We start from the raw sequence: 21292 nt of genomic DNA, 5'->3' as shown, positions 1-21292 counted from the left end.
GTGTTGCAACCGTGAGTTGCGGTTTAATCGAGGACTAACTATAATTGTGAAGGATGTGACGGTGTGGTGTACTGAACGTACCCACTCCACAGACGGATCAACATTTCCCGGGAAAGCCGGATGAGGAGGACATACAAGTGGGATTAACAGCAGGAATCGTCGGATTACCGAACGTCGGGAAATCGACATTATTTAACGCCATCACGCAAGCCGGTGTAGAAGCAGCCAACTATCCGTTCGCGACAATCGACCCGAACGTTGGGGTCGTCGAAGTGCCGGACGCACGTCTCGATCGGTTGACAGAACTCGTCAAACCGAAGAAGACCGTACCGACCGCATTTGAGTTTACAGATATCGCCGGAATCGTGAAAGGTGCGTCAAAAGGAGAAGGTCTTGGAAACAAATTCCTCGCCAACATCCGTGAAGTCGACGCGATTTGCCAAGTCGTCCGTTGCTTTGAAGACGACAACATCACGCACGTAGCAGGAAAAGTCTCACCGATTGATGACATCACGACCATCAACCTCGAATTGATTTTGGCCGACCTTGAGTTGGTCGAGAAACGCATCACGCGCGTTCAAAAAATGGTCAAGTCGAAAGATAAGGGTGCACCTCAAGAACTCGAGGCACTTGAAATCGTTCAAGCCGTCCTCGAATCGGAGCGCCCGGCTCGCGTTGCCGAGTTGACAGAAGACCAGCTTGCGATCGTCAAACACTTCCAATTGCTCACGATGAAGCCGATGCTTTACGTCGCGAACGTCAGTGAAGACGAAGTGGCTGATGCCGATCAAAACCCATACGTCCAAGCAGTTCGTGAACACGCGGCGACAGAAGAGGCGAAAGTAATCGTCATCTGTGCCCGCATCGAAGAAGAAATCTCAGAGCTCGAACCAGAAGAGCGCCTTGAGTTCTTGCAAGACCTCGGCATCGAAGAATCAGGTCTCGATCAATTGATTCGTGCCGCTTACTCGACGCTCGGTCTCGCGACTTACTTCACGGCCGGTGAGAAAGAAGTACGCGCCTGGACGTTCAAGCAAGGCATGAAAGCCCCACAATGTGCGGGCGTCATCCACTCGGACTTCGAGCGTGGATTCATCCGGGCAGAAGTTGTCTCGTATGAAGACTTGTCAGCTGCCGGCAATATGACGACGGTCAAAGAACAAGGGAAACTCCGCTCAGAAGGAAAAGAATATGTCTTCCAAGATGGCGACGTCGTCACGTTCCGTTTCAACGTTTAAGCCATTTTACGGAAACGTATTGTAAAACGAACAGAAGTTTGATAGTATATTATGACGTGAGTAAAACATTTGTTTGCTCCTTGCTCCTACAACCGGTAGGAGCCGTTAGTCCAAGAGGAGGTGAAAGATAATGCGTAAATACGAACTTCTTTACATTATCCGTCCATCAGTTGATGAGGAAGCTAAGAAAGCTTTAATCGAACGCTTCAACAACGTCATCACTGAAAACGGTGGTACTGTTGATAAAACAACAGACATGGGTAAACGTCGTCTCGCTTACGAAATCAACAAGATGCGCGAAGGACACTACGTTCTTCTCAACATCACTGCTGAGCCTAAAGCGATTCAAGAAACAGAGCGTCTCATGAAGATCTCTGATGACGTTGTCCGTCAAATGACAACTAAAGACGAGCGTTAATTCTTAACGCTTCATATTGCGAAAGGGGAGCTTTGAGATGATTAACCGAGTTGTGTTAGTTGGTCGATTGACACGCGATCCAGAAATGCGTTACACGCAGAGCGGGATTGCCGTAACTCGCTTTACTCTCGCTTGCGATCGTCCATTCACTGGACAAGATGGGAAGCGCGAGGCGGACTTTATTGATTGTGTCGTTTGGCGCAAACAAGCAGAGAACGTGGCACAATATTTGAAAAAAGGCAGCATGGCCGGCGTAGACGGTCGCCTTCAAATCAGTAGTTACGAAGGTCAAGATGGCCAACGTCGTTACCGGGCAGAAGTCGTAGCCGATAGCGTACGCTTCCTTGAACCACGCGGTGCCTCAGGGCAACGTGATACAGCACCGGCTGGAGATGTCTTCGGTGGTGGTGAGTCAAGTGGGTCAGGATGGGGCGCAGCCGCTTCTTCGACTTCATCTCAGTCCTCGAACTCAAACAAAGGTTTTGAAGCTGACCCGTTCTCGGGTGGCGGAAAAATCGACTTATCGGATGACGATCTGCCATTTTGATCGCGTCGATTCGAAAACTAAACTAAAAAGGAGGTCTTCACATGGCACGTCGTCCAGGAGGTCGTCGTCGTCGTAAAGTATGTTTCTTTACGTCGAACAACATCACCCATATCGATTATAAAGACGTAGAATTGCTCAAACGCTTCGTTTCGGAGCGTGGTAAAATTCTTCCACGTCGTGTGACTGGTACTTCAGCGAAATACCAACGTCCACTTACTGTCGCTATCAAGCGCTCACGTCAAATGGCTTTGCTTCCATACGTTGCAGAGTAATTTTTGACACACGGCTTATCCCTCGGGATAGGTCGTTTTTTGTTTTCTGAGCCGATGTAGGAGTGTAAGTGAAACGGGCGGATATGGTATGATAGAGCAGAAACCATTTAGACATCATGGGTGGAACACCACTCATTTTAGGAGGCACACATGCACAGTGGTGAAGCAATAACATCAGTGAAGAACCAGTACGCGCGTCACGCCGTTCCATATGTGATTGGAATGTTGGTCGCGTTAGGATTGGCGTTCTACAGCATTGTGGCGGCAATCACCCTGTTCGTGGGCACGCTGATTTTTTTCATCTATCAGCAAGTGACGATTCGACGAGAGCGCAAGGCATGGGAACAATACGTTCATTCCTTGTCGCATCGGATTGAAGATGTTGGGAAAGAAGCGCTCACCGGCATGCCGATCGGGATTCTCGTCTTTGACGAAGCTCGTCGCATCAGCTGGTTCAATGAACAGTCTCGACTCATCTTTGAGCTCGAGATGGAACTTGGAATCTCGATTGACTCGATTCACTCGGCGTTCACCGAATTGATTGAGGAAGAAGAGGACGAGGCGACCATCGAAGTCGGAGACCGCGTTTATCGGGTCCTCTACAATAGGGAGTATCAGACACTTTACTTGTTCGATATGACGGATGAGGCAGAGATTGAACAAAAATACTCGGAAACACAGACGGTAATCGGCGTCTTATACTTAGACAACTATGACGAGATGTCGACCGCTGTGGATGAACAGGTCCGGAGTGAAATCAATCGACGTGTGACCGTCCTCTTGAACCAATGGGCTCAAAAATACCACATCTATATGCGCCGGACGGCAGCCGACCGCTTCTTTCTCGTCATGAATGAACGGACACTCTCTGAACTCGAGAACAACCGCTTCTCGATTCTCGACGAGGTCCGAGAGGCGACGAAAGAGCATAAGATTCCGCTCACACTCTCCATCGGGATTGGCTGCGGAGAGACGACGTTGACGGAACTCGGCAACTTGTCGCAATCGAGTCTCGATTTAGGGCTCGGACGTGGCGGTGACCAGGTCGTCGTCAAGCGTCATAACGGGAAAGTCCGCTTTTTCGGCGGCAAGACGAACCCGACCGAGAAACGGACTCGGGTTCGAGCCCGCGTCATCTCGAACTCGATGCGCGATTTGATTCGCGAGTCGAGCCGTGTCCTGATTATGGGGCATAAAAACCCCGATATGGATTCACTTGGGGCTTCGATTGGCATCATGAAACTGGCTGAATTTGTCGGTCGCGAGGCGTACGTCGTCATCCCGGCCGGCGAGACGAGTGTCGGCATCCAACGTCTCGTCAATGAAGTCGAAAACGACGAAGACCTATATAGCCGTTTTTTGACAGAGTTCGAGGCTCAACCGCTCATCGACGAACAGACGCTCCTCGTCGTCGTCGATACGCACCGACCGTCGCTCGTCATCTCACGGGACATTTTGGACCGGGCGGAACGGGTCGTCGTTATCGATCACCATCGCCGCGGCGAAGAGTTCATCGAGGATCCGGTCCTCGTCTATATGGAGCCGTACGCGTCATCGACGTGCGAACTCGTGACGGAGTTGATCGAGTATCAGGCCGGGACGCGCAAGCTATCGATTTTAGAGGCGACGTCGCTCCTCGCAGGTATGGTGGTCGACACGAAAGGATTTACTCTGCGGACGGGGTCGCGGACGTTCGACGCCGCTTCCTTCCTTCGGATTCAAGGGGCAGACACCGTGCTCGTCCAACACTTCATGCGTCAAGACCTTGAATCGTATATCGAACAGTCCCATATACTCGAAAACACGGATATTTATTCCGATGGTATGGCGATCGCCGTCGCTTCGGATGATGAAGTGCATCATCAAGTGTTGATTGCCCAATCCGCTGACCAACTCCTCAATATGGAGGGCGTTAAAGCGTCGTTCGTCATCGCCATCTTGCCAGACGGCCGGACCGGCATCAGTGCTCGTTCGCTCGGCGACGTCAACGTCCAAGTCATCATGGAGATGCTGGACGGGGGCGGCCATTTGACGAACGCGGCGACGCAATTGAACGTGAGCCGGGAACAGGCGAAGACGTTATTACAAGAAGCGATTGATCATTATATGACAGACGAAACAGAGGGAGAGGATTCTGAATGAAAGTCATTTTAAAAGTAGATGTTAAAGGTCAAGGTAAAGCTGGTGACGTGAAAGACGTCGCGGACGCTTACGCAAAGAACGTACTCTTTAAAAAGAACTTGGCGGTCGAAGCGACACCGGGTAACTTGAAGGCGTTCGCCGCGAAAGAGCGACGCGCTGAAGAAGCGGCCGAAGAAGAATTGAAGCAAGCCCAACAGTTGAAGGACAAGCTTGAAAAAGAGACGATCGTCGTCAAGACGAAGTCAGGTGAAGGCGGTCGCGTCTTCGGATCGGTCACGAGCAAACAAATCGGTGAGGCGTTGAAAGGAATGGGCTACAAGATCGACAAGCGTAAAATCGAGCTTGAACACCCAATCAAAGCGCTCGGGTTCACGAAAGTGCCGGTGAAGTTGCATCATGACGTCACGGCTTCGTTAAACGTTCATGTTCAAGAAGCGTGAAGGTGAGGTAGACAACGTATGAGTGATGCGATTCAAGTCAACACCCCGCCACATAGCGTCGAAGCGGAACAAGCTGTCCTTGGGGCCGTCATCCTCGATTCTGACCGGCTGATTACGGCCTCGGAACGGGTCGACCCGGACGACTTTTATCGTGTCAGCCATCAACGGATTTTTGAGGCGATGCTGAAGATTAACGACCGCGGCGAACTCGTCGATTTGGTCACGCTCAGTTCGGAGCTTCAAGCCCAAGGCATTCTCGATGAAATCGGTGGATTGAACTATTTGGCGGAAATCGCCGAAGCGGTTCCGGCCATCGGCAACATCGGTTATTATTTGAACGTCGTCGACCAAAAGGCGGCGTTACGCCGCTTGATTCGGACTGCGACGAATATCGTCTCGGACGGCTATGAACGCCAAGATGAGGTCGATGCTGTCCTGTCAGACGCCGAGCGGAACATTTTAAAAGTCTCGCAACGTAAAGGGCAGTCAAGCTTCCATCCGATCGGCTCGGTCTTATCGGACGCCTACTCGACGATTGAAAAACTGCACCAATCGAGCGGCGAAATCACCGGTATCGCGACCGGGTTCAGCGATCTCGACAAGATGACGGCCGGTTTCCAACGCAACGACCTCATCATCGTCGCGGCCCGTCCTTCCGTCGGGAAGACGGCCTTCGCCTTGAACATCTCGCAAAACGTGGCCGTCCGTACCGGCGAGAACGTCGCCATCTTCAGTTTGGAGATGGGTGCCGAGCAGCTCGTCATGCGGATGCTCTGTGCGGAAGGCAATATCGATGCCCAGCGTCTACGGACGGGACGGCTCGAGGCCGAGGACTGGGGGCGACTCTCGCTCGCCATGTCGTCACTGTCACAAGCCGGTATCTATATCGATGATACGCCGGGTCTTCGCGTCAACGAGATTCGGGCCAAGTGCCGCCGCTTGAAACAAGAGCACGGCCTCGGCATGATCATGATTGACTACTTGCAGCTCATCGTCGGGAACGGTAAGCCAGGCGAGAACCGGCAACAAGAAGTCTCGGAAATCTCGCGTACGCTCAAAGCGATCGCACGTGAGCTTCAAGTGCCGGTCATCGCCTTGTCACAGCTCTCACGTGGTGTTGAGAGCCGTCAAGACAAGCGGCCGATGATGTCGGATATCCGGGAATCCGGGGCGATTGAGCAAGATGCCGATATCGTCGCGTTCTTGTACCGGGATGACTATTACGACAAAGAGAGTGAAGACGCCAACACGATCGAGATCATCATCGCCAAGCAGCGTAACGGTCCGACGGGGACGGTCAAACTCTCGTTCCGAAAAGAATATAACAAGTTCGTCAACATGGAGACGCAAGCCTTTGCGCCACCGATGTAGGACGAATGATTCTGCCAAAGGCGACGTCTCATGACGTCGCCTTTTTGGTCGGTCTTTAGACCTAAACGTATCTTGATTTTGAAGAATTCCATCATTGAACGAGAAATGACACGTCAATAACGAACGAAAGGTTACAACTTAAAAATATCGTTCGGTATTAGGTTGACTTTCAACAAGAGCAAGTGTACACTTACGGATGGTTTGAATAGAACGTTTATCTACAAGGAGGATTCATTATGTCATCAGTAGTCGTAGTGGGAACGCAGTGGGGCGATGAAGGTAAAGGAAAAATCACGGACTTCTTATCGAAGCAGGCCGAGGTCGTCGCGCGTTATCAAGGGGGAGACAACGCTGGTCATACAATCGTCTTCAACGATACGAAGTATAAACTTCACTTGATTCCATCGGGGATCTTCTACTCGGACAAAACATGTGTCATCGGGAACGGGATGGTCGTCAATCCGAAATCACTCGTCACGGAGCTCGCGTATTTGCACGAGCGCGGTGTGAGCACGGATAACCTCCGCATCTCGAACCGGGCCCACGTCATTTTGCCGTATCATCAGTTGCAAGATAAGCTCGAAGAGGACGCGAAAGGCGACGCCAAAGTCGGGACGACACTCAAAGGGATCGGTCCTTGCTACATGGACAAAGCGGCGCGCATCGGGATTCGCATCGCTGACCTTCTCGACAAAGAAGTGTTTGCTGAGAAGCTCAAGACGGTCCTCGCGATTAAAAACCGCATGTTCGTGAAGATGTACGAAGTCGATGCGATCGAATTCGATGATATCTTTGAAGAATACTATGCGTACGGCCAACAGTTCGCCAAGTACGTGTGTGATACATCGGTCGTGTTAAACAACGCGCTCGACGAAGAACAGAAAGTGCTCTTCGAAGGCGCGCAAGGTGTGTTGCTAGACATCGACCACGGAACGTACCCGTTCGTCACATCATCGAACGCGGCTTCAGGCGGCGTATCGAGCGGTGCCGGTATCGGTCCATCGAAGATCCATCACGTCGTCGGCGTCTGTAAGGCGTACACGTCACGTGTCGGAGACGGCCCGTTCCCGACCCAACTTGACGATGAGATCGGTCACACGATCCGTGAAGTCGGAAAAGAGTACGGTACGACGACAGGACGTCCGCGTCGCGTCGGTTGGTTCGACTCGGTCGTCGTCCGCCATTCGCGTCGTGTCAGCGGTATCACAGACCTTTGCCTCAACTCGATTGACGTGTTGACAGGTCTTGAGACGCTCAAGATTTGTACAGCGTACGAGTTCGAAGGGAAGCTCCTCGATGAGTATCCGCCAAACTTCCGTGTCCTCGAGCAGTGCAAGCCGGTGTTCGAAGAGCTCCCAGGCTGGACAGAAGATATCACAGGCATCCGCAAGTTCGAAGACTTGCCGGTGAACGCGCAGAACTATGTCAAGCGCATCGAAGCGTTGACAGGTATCGAATTGTTGACGTTCTCGGTCGGACCGGCACGTGAGCAGACGGTCATCTTGCGTGACATTTACGAAGCATAAGATAGAGAGCCCTCGTGGCTCTCTTTTCATTTCCACGGAAATGGACCACGCTTTCTAACCTATAGAAAAAGAGTTACAATGTAGACATGTACGTTTAACGATAAGAGGAGGACTCACTGAATGGATCGTACGATTTTAGTGGTAGATGACGAACAACCAATTGCAGATATATTGAAGTTTAAGCTTGAAAAAGAAGGATACCAAGTCCACGTCGCCTATGACGGGGAAGAGGCGCTCGTGAAAGTCGAAGAAGTCAAACCGGATTTGATTTTGCTCGACATCATGTTGCCGCTCAAAGACGGCATGGAAGTGTGCCGTGAAGTCCGTAAGAAGTACGACATGCCAATCATCATGTTGACGGCGAAAGACTCTGAAATCGATAAAGTGCTCGGACTTGAGCTCGGTGCCGACGATTACGTCACGAAGCCGTTCAGCTCACGCGAGCTTTTGGCCCGCGTCAAGGCGAACATGCGCCGTCACGCAACGGCTCCGGCCCCAGAGACGAAAGGTGCCAATGACAACGATATCGTGATCGGTGATTTGACGATTCATCCGGATTCGTACATGGTCACGAAACGGGAAGAGAAAATCGAATTGACACACCGTGAGTTCGAGCTCATCCATTACCTCGCCCAAAACATCGGGCAAGTCATGACGCGGGAGCATTTGCTCCAGACGGTATGGGGCTATGACTACTTTGGCGATGTCCGTACGGTCGACGTGACAGTCCGCCGGTTGCGTGAGAAAGTCGAAGACAATCCATCGACGCCGACGTATATCATCACGCGCCGTGGTGTCGGGTACTATTTAAAAGCAGGAGAAGAAGACTAAACGATGAAACGGACGAACTTCTTTAAATCTATCCAGTGGAAGCTCGTCGTCATCTATGCGCTGCTCATTCTTGTTGCGATGCAAGTCATCGGAGTGTACTTCGTACGCTCCCTCGAACGACAATACATCAACAACTTCTCGCAGTCGCTCGTCGATCGGGCCAACCTTCTGAGCTATAACGTCAGTGAAGGGATCGCATCGAACGGTGGTGACTCGACCTCGGACCAGCAGTTGAACCAGGTACTGGATCAACTGCTGTCTGAGTTTACGGAGAGCACGACGCTAGCTGACGACATTCGCGAAGTCCAGATTATCGACACGAACAGTGTCGTCCGGGCGACGTCGAACCCGAACAACCAGAGTCTCGTCGGACAACGGACGGCGAACTCGTTCATTCAAAAATCATTCGCGACGAGCGGGGCGCAAGAGACGCTCGTCTATGAAGACTCGAACGAACGCATGCGCGTCGTTGCCGTTCCGGTCAAATCAGAAGTCGATGGGACGACGACCGGTATGATTTATATCGAGGCGTCGATGCAGTCCATCTACAATCAGATGGAACAAGTGACCCGGATCCTCGCGACCGGGACGCTCATCGCCCTCATCATCACGTCGATTCTTGGGATTTTGCTGTCACGGACGATTACGCGACCGATTGCGGATATGCGTCGTCAAGCCGTCGAGATGCGAAAAGGGAACTTCTCGCGAAAAGTTAAAGTCTATTCCGACGACGAGGTCGGCCAACTCGCCTATTCGTTCAACGAATTGACCGATGAGCTGATGGAGGCGAATGCCACGACCGAGGCTGAGCGACGCCGCTTGACGAGCGTCCTCGAGAATATGTCGGACGGTGTCGTCGCGACGGACCGCTCGCTTCGGGTCATCTTGATGAACGACCAAGCCCGTGACATGATTGGGCTCGCCGAAGAAGAGGCGATGGGTGCGAACCTACAGAACCTGCTCGAGTTTGACGACGAGATCGTCATCCCGGAAGACGGGACGATGCCGCCGAAACTAATCGACCTCAGTACGGACGAAGAGCTGTTCCTCGTCCGCGCCTACTTCTCGCCGATTCAAAAGCATAGCGGACCGATCACCGGTCTGATCGTCGTCTTGCACGACGTGACCGAGCAAGAACAAGTCGAGCAAGACCGCCGTGAGTTCGTCGCGAACGTCAGCCACGAGCTGCGGACGCCGCTCACGACGATGCGGAGTTACCTCGAAGTGCTCGCGGAAGGCGCATATAAGGACGACGAGCTCGCCCCGCGCTTCCTCGAGACGACACAAAACGAGACGGAGCGGATGATCCGCCTCGTCAACGACTTGTTGCAACTGTCGAAGATGGACAGCAAAGAGTATACGATGCAAAAAGTGAAGTTCGATTTTATCCAGTTCTTCAACGATATCATCGAGCGACATGAGATGACGAAAGGCGAGACGATTCAGTTCCGCCGTAAGCTCATGAAGCGTCGCGTGTACGTCCATGCCGATCAAGACAAGATGACGCAGGTCATCGATAACATCATCACGAACGCCGTCAAGTTCTCGCCGGAAGGCGGGACAATCACGTTCCGGACGATGCTCCGTGCCAAGCGGCTCGTCATCGGCATTAAAGATGAAGGAGTCGGTATCCCGAAATCGAACTTGAAAAAAATCTTTGAACGGTTCTATCGGGTCGACAAGGCCCGGGCCCGCAATATCGGCGGGACCGGACTCGGTCTATCAATCGCCAAAGAAGTCGTTTCTGCCCATGGCGGCGACATCTGGGCCGAGAGTGAGTTCGGGCGTGGGACGACGATTTACTTCACCATCCCGTTCGATACGATCGTGGAGGTGAATGACTGATGGAACGACCACGCTTCTTGGCGAAGCCAGAACTAGTGAAATCGCTCGTCTTGCTCACCTTGATCGTCACGTCCATCGTCCAAACGGTCATCCTCTGGGATTACCATCCGAAGTATCAGTCGGTCCAATCGGAGACGCAAGTCGCGACGGTGGATGAGTCGTTGCAGCGCCAGGCGCGTCAAGTCATCGTGCCGGCCCAAACGGTCGTCCATGAGAACAACGCCGTCTTTGCCACGAAGAACACGCCGAAGCAGATCATGCGCGTCATCCGGGAATCGTTCGAAGCGAGCGAGTTCAAACCACTCGCCGTCAAGAACGTCCCGAGTTTGTATGCGGGCGTCGACGAGGCCGTCGAACTGATTTTACCGGAAGCGTATTATGCGGACACGCTCAGCTACATGCTCCCGGGCTCATACAGCCTGTCCGGGAAAGTGCCGCAGCGCGCCCTCATCTTCATGAAGGACGACACGTGGCGCATCCGTACCATCATGAGCGACCAGTCGCTCTGGGAAGGCCGCTTGTCGAAAGTCGGCCAAGGGGACGTCAACAGCCTGTTCTTGAAAGATTCGGACCGGGCGATGCGACGTGTCACGTACACGGATGAACGCGTTAACTATATCCCGGTCGTCGGACCAGAGATGAATGAGCTGTTCGCCTATGACGTATCTCAAATTCAAATCTCGGCCCGCCTCGACTGGATGCGCGATACGTTCTTCCCGGGTGACCCGAACGTGCAGGAAGTCGATCCGGCCAGCTCTGTTGGCGCCCTCACGAACGGGATTAGCGTCGCCGAGTACGATGCGAACCTGAACGCGAGCCGCTACCGTAACTTGTCGCGCAATAGCACGGAACAAGAGTCGGTCATCGGGCTCGACACGATCGTCGAGTTCGTCAACTTCCACGGAGGTTGGGTTGATGAGACGTCGGAGAGCCAAGGGTTGTCGCTTCGCTTCGATGCGATTACCCCGGCCAATCAAGGGTTTGAGACGACCGTGTTCCGGTTTCACGTGAACGGTTTCCCGGTGTTCAGTCAACGGGAGGCGTTCATCAACAACGACGCCGTCGATTTGTCGACGCTGCGTGTCGAGAACGACGGGACGCAAGTCCGATCGATCACCCGGCACCATCTCGAAATCGATCGTTTGATCTCGGTCGGGACGACGCAGCTCGCGGATGGACAAGATGTGGTTGATACGCTCGTCAACGCAGGACGATTTGAAAACGTGACCGAGATTCGTCTCGGCTATGAGATTGAATACAATGAAGACACGAGCCGTTACGTCACGTTCTCCCCGAACTGGTTCGTTCGAGAAGCCGGAAGATGGATTCCATTCGATCAACCGGAGGACTGGACAGAAAGGATGATGTATCGTGGACTGGAGTAAAGCGAAAACGATTCTCCTCTTCGCCTTCCTCGCGCTGAACATCTACCTGTTGTTCCAGCTCTTGACGGAAACGTGGGCGACGGAGGTCGTGACGAACGACAATACGTCCATCGCGCAAATCTTGGACCAACGCAACGTCGATGCGTCGAAGTTGCCACGGATGGGTCGGGACATCGGCTATTTGACGGGATCGTCGGAACAGATGTCGGCCTCGATGATCACGCAGAATCGGGAAGCCCAACTGGCGACGACACTCGACAACATGCAGCTCGAAGTCGAGCTCAAACAGCCCGTCCCGCTCGATCAAAACGATTTGCGGACGACCGCGGCGACGTTCGTCTCAGAGTACGTCCCGTTCGGTTCCGAATATGCGTACTGGCGATATGACTCTGAGACGCGTCAAGTCGCTTTCGTGCAGACGTATGAGAACAATAAGATTTTCTCGAACCCCGAAATCAACGGGGAGACGGAACAGTACATCGGTCCGTCGCTTTTATTGCTTCAACTGAACGAAGCGTTCGAAGTGACCGACTATAAACAACGTCATTTGACGAATTTGTCCTCGAAGTCGCAAGACGATCTCGTTTTGACGGCGAGCGAGGCGATTTCGCAACTCGCGGCCCGGAAATACTTCCAGCCGAATCAAGAGATGCGAGCCATCAATACAGGCTTCTATAGCCTGCCGCTCGACAGTTCCGGCAGCCTGATTATCATGCCGCCGCTCTGGGCGATCACGATTGACGAGGACGCCTACTTCGTCAATGCGATCGACGGGACCGTCGAACGGGTCGAATTTGATTCAGAAGAATGAAAGGAGTGATCGAGTGACTTTACGCTATAGTGTGCTTGCGAGCGGTTCGACCGGAAACGCCCTCTACATTGAGACGGAACGGGCGAAATTGCTCGTCGACGCCGGATTGACCGGGAAGGCGATGCAACAACGCATCACCGAAATCGGCCGATCGTTTGACGGTATCGATGCACTGCTCGTCACGCATGAGCACTCCGACCATATTAAAGGTGTCGGGATTCTCGCTCGAAAATACAATTTACCGATTTACGCGAACGCGAAGACGTGGGACGCGATGGAATCCTTGATTGGGAAGGTCGACCCGGCCTTGAAGTTTCACTTTGAGGTAGGCGAGATTAAACAGTTCGGGGATATCGAGATCGAGTCGTTCAACGTCAGCCATGACGCGGCCGACCCGATGTTCTACCAGTTCGCCCATGACGGCAGACGCCTCGCCCATATCACCGACACGGGTTATGTGTCCGACCGGATGAAAGGTGTCATCCGCGGGGCCGATGACTTTATTTTCGAATCGAACCACGACGTCTCGATGCTCCAGATGGGACGTTACCCGTGGAGCGTCAAGCGCCGGATACTCGGGGACTACGGTCACGTCTCGAACGAAGACGCGGCCATCGCGATGAGCGAGGTCATCGGGGATCAGACGAAACGGATTTATTTGGCTCACCTCAGTAAAGATAACAACATGAAAGAGCTCGCTCAAATGAGCGTCTCGCAAACACTTGGGACGCGTGATGTCGACCTCGGTCGCATCAAATTGTGCGATACCGACCCATCGACCCCCACTTCGCTCGTTTCTTTATAAGCGAACTTGGGAAAAGACAGATAACACACTGTCTTGAAGGGGGGACGCGTCGTGAATGAAGAGAGACACCATGAGTATGAACCTCAAGACGTCGAACCTTTAGAGCACGAAGCAGATACAATGAACGATGTAAAACCGACGTACCCATCTCGTAGCGAGTGGCGCCCGAAGCAAGAAGAACATGTGCGCCATAAGCCACGAGTGAATTTAAAACCGTTGTTACTCGGAGGGGTTGGCGGATTCTTAGGAGCGGCTTTGTTCTTTTTGGCGATGATGCTCTGGGATTCCCCAACCTCTCGTTTTGTGACGAATGAACTGATTCGGACGGAACAAGCCGTCACTGTCACGGAATCTGACATCACGAGCGCTGTGACGGGCGCTAAGACGTCCGTCGTCAGCATTACGAACATCCAGCGGGCGTTCACCTCGGACTCGCAGTGGGAGGCCGGAGCGGGCTCTGGTGTCATCTATAAGGTCGACGGCGACACGGCGTATATCGTCACGAACTTCCATGTCATCGAAGAAGCGGATGAGATCAACGTCGCGTTTTCTGATGGACAAGTCGCTTCGGCGACGATTCTCGGAGAAGACCCGCTCAATGATTTGGCTGTCGCATCGGTCAAACTGCCGGCCAATATCGACGTCGCCCCGATTGCCCTCGGGGACTCGACCGTGCTCCAGGCAGGCGAGACCGTCATGGCGATTGGGAATCCGCTCGGCGTCTTTTCAAACTCGGTCACCCGTGGTATCGTCAGTGGTGTCGAACGCACCGTGCCGGTCGATACGAACAGTGACGGCCTCATGGATTATAACGCCGAGGTCATCCAGACCGATGCAGCCATCAACCCGGGTAACTCCGGCGGGGCACTCATCAACATCCGCGGCGAGCTCGTCGGCATCAACTCGATGAAAATCGCCGAGGCGAGCGTCGAAGGGGTCGGCTTCTCGATTCCCGTCAACGTCGCGTTGCCGGTTATCGATATGCTCGAGCGTGATGGGGAAGTGACGCGGGCCCAGCTCGGTGTCACGATTCAAGAAGTCATCGCCGTACCGGGTAACGTCCGGGAAGAGTATGGGATTAGTTTTGATAACGAAGACGGGGTGTTCGTCGAGGCAATCACGCCCGGCAGTCCAGCCGAAGAGGCGGGCCTCCGCGTCGGTGACGTCATTGTCAAAATCGGCGACCGTGACATCAAACGTTACGTCGATTTGCGAGACGCCCTGTACCGAGACGCCACGGTTGGGGATAAGGTCACGATTGAATATACACGACGCGGCAAGGCAGGCAAAACCGAGGCCACATTAACTGAAGCAACTTAAAGGAGCGGCGACGCTTCTTTTTTAAGGAGGAAACATTGTGGAAAAAAAAGTATGCAAGGAACATGTTGAAATCGCTTTAGATATCATTGTCGATGAGACGGGGGAATACCCGTTGCTCGAAGAACTATCCACAAGTGGACAAGTGACATGTGAGTTCTGCGATGCCGACGCAACATATGTTGTGTCAAGCAAAAAATGATTATCAACATGTGGATTTGTGGATAACTCTGTGGATAACCCTATGGATAACTCCAAAAAAACTGTGGAAAAAGGAAGAATTGGATGAATATTTCAATTATCACGGTCGGCAAACTAAAAGAGAAGTATTTGAAACTAGGGATTTCCGAGTACACAAAACGTTTGTCGGCCTATGCGAAAGTGCAGGAAATCGAGGTCGCAGACGAGAAAGCACCCGAGCATTTGAGTGAAGCGGACATGATTCTAGTAAAACAAAAAGAAGGCGAGCGGATTTTGGCGAAAATCAGTCCGGACACGCATGTGATTGCCTTGGCCATCGACGCCAAACAACGAACGAGCGAAGAGTTCGCCCGTGAGCTCGATCAACTCGCAACGTACGGCAAGAGCAAAATCGCCTTCGTCATCGGTGGCTCGCTCGGCTTATCGGATGACGTCATGAAACGCTCAGATGATACAATCTCATTCTCGAAGATGACGTTCCCGCATCAATTGATGAAGCTCGTCTTGTGTGAGCAGATTTATCGGGCGTACCGGATCAACCGGAATGAGCCTTATCATAAGTAACCACATATATATTTGTTTAGCGTCAAAGGCAGCTTCTGTCTTTGACGCTTTTTGTGCAGGTAAATGTTTTCGGCTACCGAATGCTAATCATATTGAAAAAGTTTAAGAGCATTGAAAATCAAGTACCTACTTTGATTAAAACTCGCATGAATTGAATGATTGGAAGGAGAGTTAACTTTGAAAAAAACAGTTTTAATCAATGCATCTTTTTTGGTGGAAGTAGACGAAACGGAAGTACGTAAAGATTTTGGGATGATTGATCAAATTGCGAATGAGCTGTGTCATGATCAAAAAATCAGAATAGGTACGAATGAAGTGAATGTGGAATGGGAAAGTTCCTCCACGGTTGTCTTAGATTCAGTTTCAATGAATTGTGGAAAATGCTCAACTTGTGGACGTTGGATAACAGATAGAGAAAAAAGTGATCCATTGTTACAGTTGTGTAATGGAGCAACTTTCGAAGGGAAACTGCTGTGCGATGACTGTTTACCAGAAGATCACAGGTGGTCTTTTTAGTATGGAGGTAATTTAATAATCTATTTTAATTTATCGAAATTTATATTATTAAATAAAAGATAAAAACGTATAATAAATCCAAGGATAAAAATTACATATTTTTTAAGGGGATGCGACTGTGAAAAAGCTGATGATATCAAGTCTGATTCTAGTATTAGGAACTGTGATGGTTGGCGCAATTATTTTATTTCAATTCAAACCGTTTGAATTCACAACTAATAAGAGTTCAGATACAGCTTTAGTTCAAGATAGGATTGTAGAGTTGTCAGAGCTAGCAACATTGAAATATGAATATAGCCATGTCATTGTGAGTCGCACTAATAGAGAGGTCTCTTTAATAGGATTATCGGACATCAAATTCGCTGAAGCAATCAAACTAATCGAGTATTCCGGATATTTGAAAGCCGGAACTGACTTTAGCAATATTAAATTATCTTACGATGACAAAGATGAAAGTATGTTGGTGCAAGTGCCAAAGTCTAAAATTCTCGATAACGTTGCTGAAACGGAGAATACTAAAGTAACAGACATCAAAGGAAACATTTTTTCTGACTACCCTTCCCAAACGATTATGGACGAGATTACAAAGGATAAAGAAAAAGTTGAAGAGAAGAAAGTAAGTCAAGGCTTTTTAAAAGAAGCAGACAAAGCAACGGAAAAATTGTTGATTTCATTTTTGAACTCTAATGGATATGAGAATGTTACCATCGAATTTTATTGAATAGATCAAAGAATTGAGTCATCGATTATTGATGACTCAATTCTTTTTAAAATTCGCTGATGTACTCAAAATCTAGCCTCATATTTTTAGAATTGAGTAAATTAGTTAGAAAAATGAATGATCCGATGTCGTATTGCCGTCAAAAAACCGATGTGATAAAATCACATGGCAAATGATTATCATTATCAATAAGAAATGGGAGAATTTAATCCAATGAACAATATCAAATTATATAAAACAGCTTTTATCAACGGACTCGATGTCGAGCCAGACGCGTCATTCGAAGAAATGAAGCTCGGTGTCACGAAAGAGTGGGATTCGATCGGTCATATGACATTGATTGCGGAGCTCGAGGACGCTTTTGAAGTCGATCTCGATTCCGATGTGATCACAGATTTCAACACGTATCAGTCTGGCATCGACTTATTGAAACGCTTAGGTGTGGACTTCGGTTAATGAAACGCTTCGATACGATTGGTCAGTATGGAGAACGCACCGCCATTTATGCGGATCGTGCGTATTCCTACGAAGAGATGATTGAGGCGGCCGACGCGATTGCGCGTGAGGTCGGTGATCGAACGCTCGTCTTTTGTTTGTGTGCCAACAATAAAGAGTCACTCTTCGGCTACGTCGGGTTCCTGCGCGGACGCATCGTGCCACTCCTGTTGGATGCAGCGATTCATTCGGAACAGCTGCAGAACTTAATTGACCGCTACCGACCGACGCACATTTGGGCGAATCGGGAGCATAATCAATTAACGCAGGAGATGGACACGACTTACGAGTATGGAGACTATGCGCTATTTGAGTGTCCTCATGTGATTGAGCATGAACTGCATGACGAGCTCGCGCTCCTGTTGACGACGTCCGGCAGTACGGGCAGTCCGAAGCTGGTACGGCTCAGCTACGACAACCTGTTCCACAACGCAGCATCGATCGTGTCGTACTTAAATATCAATGAAGACGACCGTCCAATCACGACGTTGCCGATGAACTATTCGTACGGCCTATCGATTATCAACAGCCACCTCGTGTCCGGGGCGACCATCGTGGTGACGGAAGCGTCCGTCATGCAGAAGGAATTTTGGCAGTTATGCCGCGACCAGCACGTGACGACGTTCGGTGGTGTGCCGTTCGTCTACGAGATGCTGCACCGGCTCAAGTTCGAGACGATGCAGCTACCGAGTTTGACGAAACTGACGCAAGCCGGAGGAAAATTGAGTCCGGATTTAGCGAGTGCGTTTACCGACATCTGCGAACGAAAAGGGATTCAGTTTTTCACGATGTACGGTCAAACGGAAGCGACGGCCCGCATGTCGTATTTGCCTCCTGACCAGAATCGGGAGAAGGCGGGTAGCATCGGTATCGCCATCCCAGGCGGTGAATTGACGCTTCGCAAGGAAACAGGTGAACTGATCACTGCGCCTAACATCGTCGGAGAGTTGATGTATCAGGGAGTAAACGTGTCGCTCGGGTATGCCGAGGCGTTATCCGATCTCGCGAGCGGAGATGAGAACGAGGGCGTCCTGCAGACGGGTGATTTGGCGTATATGGATGAAGACGGCTATTTCTTTATCGTCGGCCGCATCAAGCGGATGATTAAGATGCATGGGAACCGGATTAGCCTCGATGAAGTGGAGGACCTGTTACGAGCACACGGACATGAGTGTGTCTGTACAGGGACGGATGATGAGCTGTACGTGTACACGTTGCACGATGACCGTCCCGCCATCAAACAAGTCATCAAGGACATGATGCATACAAGAGGGGTCACGATTCTACAAATCGATGCCATTCCCCGGAACGAATCTGGAAAAATTCTGTATGCCGCATTACCGAAACGAGAGCTCGTCACCACCTGAACCAATAAGCGGGTGCAAGTGAAGCCTTTGTTGAAAGCTGTATAAGTTTAGAATAATCAGGTGAAGATATGACGTTTATTTCAATCGAGTTTTTACTGTTTCTCGCCATTTTAGTGGCGGTATATTATGTGGTGCCGCATCGCTTCCGCTGGGTATTGTTACTGGCGGCCAGTTATTTGTTTTATGCGACGCTCAGTATCCAGTTCATCCCGTTGTTGCTCGTGAGTACAGCCTTTACGTTCGTCACGGGAATCCTGATTGAACGACAAGACGAGAAGCGACAGAAGAAACGCCTCATGATGATTGGTGTCTCCACGCTGGTATTGTTCCTCGGCTGGTTCAAATATTTTAACTTCGTGAACGACTCGTTGCGCACGGTGGCGACATCGATGGGGTGGAACTATGACATCCCGTATCGAGATGTCGTCTTGCCGCTGGCGATATCGTTTTATACGTTCCAGGCCATCAGTTATCTCGTTGATTTGTATCGAGGGAAGCTGAAGGCCGAGCGCCATTACGGCTATTTCTCGATTTACTTCGCTTTCTTCCCGCAGCTCGTGGCGGGACCGATCGAGCGGGCCAAGAAGTTGCTACCTCAATTCAAAGCGGAACAACGGTTCGACTATGAGCATGTCAGTTATGGAATGAAGCGGATTGCCTGGGGCTTCTTCAAGAAGACGCTCATCGCCGACCGGTTGGCGCCGATGGTCGCGAGCGTGTTCAGTCAGCCAGACCCGACCGGCTCCGAAATCGTGCTCGGGACGATGCTGTTCTCGCTTCAATTGTATGCCGACTTTTCAGCCTGCAGCGATATCGCCATCGGGACAGCGAGACTATTTGGCATCAAGTTGACGGAGAACTTCCGACAGCCTCATTTCGCGGTATCAATTGCCGACTTTTGGAACCGATGGCACATCTCGCTGTCGACGTGGCTCCGGGATTATATCTTTATCCCGCTCTGCAAAGGGAAAAAGAAACGACATCAAATCTATGTCGCTATCGTCATCACGTTCTTGGTGAGCGGCATCTGGCACGGGGCCGCCTGGAGTTTCGTCTTATGGGGTCTGATTCATGGCATGTACCGCGTGTTCGGGGATGCGACGAAACATCAGCGGGAACAGATGGCGTCCTTCGTTCGATTGGACCGGACGCCCGAGCTTCATAAATGGCTGAAGATTGCGGTCACGTTCCAGTTGGTTTGTTTCTCCCGCGTCTTTTTCGTATCTGACTCGGTCGCCCAAGCGTTTCACCATGCCCAGTTGTATGTGACACCTTCGTCATGGGCACCGGTCGACATGCTGCAGGCACTTGAATTATTTTCGTTACTCGATTTACTCGTGTTCCTCTTCTTCTTTACGACCGTTCAGGTGTTTCAGTATATCGAACGGACGAAAGGTTCGGCTTGGGACTGGCTGGCCGAGCGTTCGGCTCTCACGAACGTGGCAATTCAACTGTTCGTGATTGTGTCGGTCTTGGTGTTCGGCGTGTCGAGTGAAGGGTTCATTTATGGTGGGTTCTAAGTGAAAGGAATGGCTATGAGAAGTGTATGGATGAAAATTTCAGTGGTGTTGATTATCGTTGCGCTCTTATTGATTCCGCTCAACGACTTTGTCAAACAGTCGTGGGCGTACAATAACAACCGCGGTGTGTTGGCGTTCCAAGATGACCCGTCCGAGCTAGACATTATCAACTTGGGGACATCGCACGCGATGTTCGGCTATGCGTTCAAACCGCTCGGTCTGTCGCATCTCGATTTAGCGTTGCCGAGCCAAACGATTGAATACGACTTGAAGATGTTGAAGCAGTATGATGATCATCTGCGTCCGGGTGGGGTCGTCATCGTCTCGCTCTCGCAAATCACGTTTAGTAATGCGGAGATTGGCCGGAAAGAAAACTATTATCAGGTGTTGGACCGGGAAGACATCGAACCGGTCAGTACGTTTGATTATTATACGTACACGTCGATTCCTGCATTGAACAGTGGGAGCGTGTATACGGCGCTGTCGCGAGAAATTCGCGATTTCAGATGGGAGTCTCATAAACCGTGGGTGAACAATGGCCAGAATTATTCGGAACGAAAATACGAGATGGTCGAAGCGCAGTATAAACAGGCTGTGGAAAATCGTGACATCGAGCAGAATATGGAACGATTGAAAGACATCATCGAGTATTGTCAGGCGAAAGACTATCGCGTCGTGTTGGCGATGGAGCCGGTCCACGCATCCTACAACGCCTATTTTGATCAAGCGGTCATGGACCGACTCGTTTATCAACATCTGGCCGCGCTCGAGTTGGACGTCCCGTTCTTAAACTATATGGATGACGAACGGTTCATCCATCAGCGCGAGTACTTTCACAATCCAGACCATTTGAACGGGAAGGGGAGAACGCTCCTATCTTCTCTCGTCTATGAGGATTTGAAACGACTTGGCTATCTATAAGAAAAGGAAATCTACAGCAGCGTAGATTTCCTTTTTCGT

At 51.0% G+C, this 21292-nt stretch carries 22 protein-coding genes; all 22 read left to right on the top strand.

Features of this window, described 5'->3' with window-relative positions; all coding sequences use genetic code 11:
• The first annotated feature begins 137 nt into the window (after positions 1–137).
• Positions 138–1238, top strand: a complete 1101-nt coding sequence (gene ychF / locus KNP84_RS10110) for a redox-regulated ATPase YchF (RefSeq protein ID WP_029596437.1) — start codon at positions 138–140, stop codon at positions 1236–1238.
• A 130-nt stretch (positions 1239–1368) separates the two neighbouring features.
• Positions 1369–1656, top strand: a complete 288-nt coding sequence (gene rpsF, locus KNP84_RS10105) for a 30S ribosomal protein S6 (protein WP_021067861.1) — start codon at positions 1369–1371, stop codon at positions 1654–1656.
• 37 nt (positions 1657–1693) lie between these two features.
• Entirely contained in the window at positions 1694–2203 is a 510-nt protein-coding gene (gene ssb / locus KNP84_RS10100; protein ID WP_021067862.1) for a single-stranded DNA-binding protein, read from the top strand.
• A gap of 41 nt (positions 2204–2244) precedes the next feature.
• A complete protein-coding gene (rpsR, locus tag KNP84_RS10095; protein WP_015880232.1) occupies positions 2245–2475 on the top strand; it encodes a 30S ribosomal protein S18 in 231 nt (76 codons plus the stop codon).
• A gap of 150 nt (positions 2476–2625) precedes the next feature.
• Positions 2626–4617 carry a DHH family phosphoesterase gene (locus KNP84_RS10090; protein ID WP_021067863.1) on the top strand — a complete coding sequence of 664 codons (1992 nt, stop codon included), beginning with the start codon at positions 2626–2628 and terminating at the stop codon, positions 4615–4617.
• Positions 4614–5057: a 50S ribosomal protein L9 gene (gene rplI / locus KNP84_RS10085; protein WP_021067864.1), complete on the top strand. Its 444-nt coding sequence runs from the start codon at positions 4614–4616 to the stop codon at positions 5055–5057. Before KNP84_RS10090 ends, rplI begins: the two co-directional genes overlap by 4 nt.
• Positions 5058–5075: 18 nt before the next feature.
• Complete coding sequence (gene dnaB / locus KNP84_RS10080) at positions 5076–6428, top strand: replicative DNA helicase (protein ID WP_021067865.1); 1353 nt, start codon at positions 5076–5078, stop codon at positions 6426–6428.
• A 236-nt stretch (positions 6429–6664) separates the two neighbouring features.
• On the top strand, positions 6665–7954 hold the full coding sequence (locus KNP84_RS10075) for an adenylosuccinate synthase (protein ID WP_021067866.1): 1290 nt from the start codon (positions 6665–6667) through the stop codon (positions 7952–7954).
• Positions 7955–8074: 120 nt separating this feature from the next.
• Positions 8075–8785: a response regulator YycF gene (yycF, locus tag KNP84_RS10070; RefSeq protein ID WP_021067867.1), complete on the top strand. Its 711-nt coding sequence runs from the start codon at positions 8075–8077 to the stop codon at positions 8783–8785.
• A 3-nt stretch (positions 8786–8788) separates the two neighbouring features.
• Positions 8789–10630, top strand: a complete 1842-nt coding sequence (gene walK, locus KNP84_RS10065; RefSeq protein WP_021067868.1) for a cell wall metabolism sensor histidine kinase WalK — start codon at positions 8789–8791, stop codon at positions 10628–10630.
• On the top strand, positions 10630–12015 hold the full coding sequence (gene yycH, locus KNP84_RS10060; protein WP_214716347.1) for a two-component system activity regulator YycH: 1386 nt from the start codon (positions 10630–10632) through the stop codon (positions 12013–12015). The genes walK and yycH overlap by 1 nt, the downstream gene beginning before the upstream one ends.
• Positions 12002–12826, top strand: a complete 825-nt coding sequence (locus KNP84_RS10055) for a two-component system regulatory protein YycI (protein WP_215114723.1) — start codon at positions 12002–12004, stop codon at positions 12824–12826. The genes yycH and KNP84_RS10055 overlap by 14 nt, the downstream gene beginning before the upstream one ends.
• Positions 12827–12839: 13 nt before the next feature.
• Complete coding sequence (locus tag KNP84_RS10050; RefSeq protein WP_021067871.1) at positions 12840–13631, top strand: MBL fold metallo-hydrolase; 792 nt, start codon at positions 12840–12842, stop codon at positions 13629–13631.
• Between the two features lie 51 nt (positions 13632–13682).
• Entirely contained in the window at positions 13683–14951 is a 1269-nt protein-coding gene (locus KNP84_RS10045) for a S1C family serine protease (protein WP_021067872.1), read from the top strand.
• Positions 14952–14988: 37 nt separating this feature from the next.
• Entirely contained in the window at positions 14989–15150 is a 162-nt protein-coding gene (locus KNP84_RS10040) for a CxxH/CxxC protein (protein ID WP_021067873.1), read from the top strand.
• Between the two features lie 83 nt (positions 15151–15233).
• Positions 15234–15713 (top strand): 23S rRNA (pseudouridine(1915)-N(3))-methyltransferase RlmH, encoded by a 480-nt coding sequence (gene rlmH / locus KNP84_RS10035; protein WP_215114722.1) that lies wholly within the window; start codon positions 15234–15236, stop codon positions 15711–15713.
• A 177-nt stretch (positions 15714–15890) separates the two neighbouring features.
• Entirely contained in the window at positions 15891–16229 is a 339-nt protein-coding gene (locus KNP84_RS10030; protein WP_214801904.1) for a hypothetical protein, read from the top strand.
• A gap of 118 nt (positions 16230–16347) precedes the next feature.
• Complete coding sequence (locus tag KNP84_RS10025; RefSeq protein ID WP_214801899.1) at positions 16348–16950, top strand: DUF4230 domain-containing protein; 603 nt, start codon at positions 16348–16350, stop codon at positions 16948–16950.
• A 213-nt stretch (positions 16951–17163) separates the two neighbouring features.
• A complete protein-coding gene (locus tag KNP84_RS10020) occupies positions 17164–17406 on the top strand; it encodes an acyl carrier protein (RefSeq protein ID WP_215114721.1) in 243 nt (80 codons plus the stop codon).
• The gene (locus KNP84_RS10015; protein ID WP_215114720.1) at positions 17406–18812 is read left to right on the top strand and encodes an AMP-binding protein; all 1407 of its coding nucleotides are present in this window, start codon (positions 17406–17408) and stop codon (positions 18810–18812) included. The genes KNP84_RS10020 and KNP84_RS10015 overlap by 1 nt, the downstream gene beginning before the upstream one ends.
• 68 nt (positions 18813–18880) lie before the next feature.
• Entirely contained in the window at positions 18881–20332 is a 1452-nt protein-coding gene (locus tag KNP84_RS10010) for an MBOAT family O-acyltransferase (RefSeq protein WP_215114719.1), read from the top strand.
• Positions 20333–20362: 30 nt separating this feature from the next.
• A complete protein-coding gene (locus tag KNP84_RS10005) occupies positions 20363–21253 on the top strand; it encodes a hypothetical protein (protein ID WP_251131208.1) in 891 nt (296 codons plus the stop codon).
• Positions 21254–21292 lie beyond the last annotated feature (39 nt).

The organism is Exiguobacterium sp. s70 (assembly GCF_018618315.1).
Taxonomy (GTDB): domain Bacteria; phylum Bacillota; class Bacilli; order Exiguobacteriales; family Exiguobacteriaceae; genus Exiguobacterium; species Exiguobacterium chiriqhucha.
Note: the sequence above shows the minus strand (reverse complement) of the source record. Positions and strands in the feature narration are given on the sequence as shown.